Source organism: Allobaileyella intestinalis, assembly GCF_009695865.1.
Classification (GTDB): Bacteria; Bacillota; Clostridia; order Peptostreptococcales; family Anaerovoracaceae; genus Allobaileyella; species Allobaileyella intestinalis.
The window spans coordinates 1-1,396 of sequence record NZ_VUNB01000013.1 but is presented as its reverse complement, the minus strand read 5'-3'; the positions used below and the strand labels follow the sequence as shown (position 1 = coordinate 1,396).

Sequence of the window (1,396 nt, the reverse complement as noted above, 5' to 3'; positions counted from 1 at the left end):
GAGCTTGTAACTGCCCTGTGGTATAGCGGATAAATCCTCCCACATTTAGTCGTTTAACATTACTGCTAAAAGTGGCGTTACATCGTAGGCACGTTGACACGTACCTGTACTACAGAGATTTACTCCGTAGCAACTGCATCAGGTACTAATAGTTCTATTCCCATACGATGCAGATTCATGGCCCCAATACGGTCATCATTTGATTTATAACCGCAGTTTTTACAACAGAAAAGATGCAACTTTTTATTACGGTTATTTCGTTCGGTATGACCGCATTTAGGGCAGGTTTGGCTTGTATAAGCAGGATCTACCTTCTTTACAAGCTGATGATGTTTTAAGGCTTTATATGACAGTTTCTGTTCTAAGTCATAGTAAGACCATGATACGGAAACATAACGGTCTTTAACCTTAACTCTTTCAGTAGCAGAACGGATACCACTTAAATCTTCAATGACAACCAAAGTACCAACGGGATTATTTTCAACGAGTGCCTTTGATACACAATGGTTTACATCCTGCATCCAACGGTTTTCTCGCTGACCGATAGCTTTAATTCGTCTGCGGGACGACGGAGTACCGACCTGCTGTAACTGCTTACGCAAAGACTTATAATGAGCACGTTTTTGTTTAACGACATTACCATCATAAAATACAGATTTTCCATTACTATCATATGTTGTAGCAAGGAATCTGATTCCACGGTCTATACCAACAACATTAGAAACCTCTGATTGATTTAACTCGGTAATTTCATATGTTACAGGTATATGCAAATAAAACTTTCCGTGTTTATGAACAAGCTTTGCAGTGCCAAACCTACAGTTATCAGAAAAATACTGTTCAAAGCCATTTTTATAGAAAGCAACCTTGATACGACCATTCAATGTATTAACAGAAAATATATTGTTTTTTGTATTAAGCGAATAATCCCTGTTCCATACAAGGTCTAATTGAGGAAGTCTAAATACAGGTTTTATCCACTCTTTCTGATTTTCAAGAATGGTCTTGTATTTAGCAATAACTGTTCGTACACAAGAAACTGCCATCTGAGAACGGAGACCATAAATTTCACGGACCTGATAGTAAGTATCTTTCTGAACACTATAACGACTAAGGTTATGTGCTTTGTATATGTATTCAGAAACATAATTGCAAGCATCAGAATAGGCCTTCATGGTATCGCAGAGTATCTGCTTATCAAAAGGATTTACTAAAATCTGAAGTTTTGCTGTAATTGTCTGCTCCATATACAATACCTACTTTCTTCACCAAAATTATTATATTATATATTTTGGCGAAGAACAATGTTACATAAAGAAAATACGCCGCTAAAACGGGCATTCCTCCCACGACTTACAGAAGTCGGGGCTTCCTGCCTTGCGGCGTTGGTGAAAAT

At 37.7% G+C, this 1,396-nt stretch carries 1 protein-coding gene; it reads right to left on the bottom strand.

What is annotated here, in order from left to right:
- Window positions 1-119: 119 nt before the first annotated feature.
- Entirely contained in the window at window positions 120-1,247 is a 1,128-nt protein-coding gene (locus FYJ66_RS09085; RefSeq protein ID WP_154573178.1) for an RNA-guided endonuclease TnpB family protein, read from the bottom strand.
- Window positions 1,248-1,396: the final 149 nt, after the last annotated feature.

What these genes read in the sequence shown, in the direction of transcription:
- FYJ66_RS09085 (WP_154573178.1), bottom strand. Translation starts at nt 1,247, where the DNA reads ATGGAGCAGACAATTACAGCAAAACTTCAGATTTTAGTAAATCCTTTT.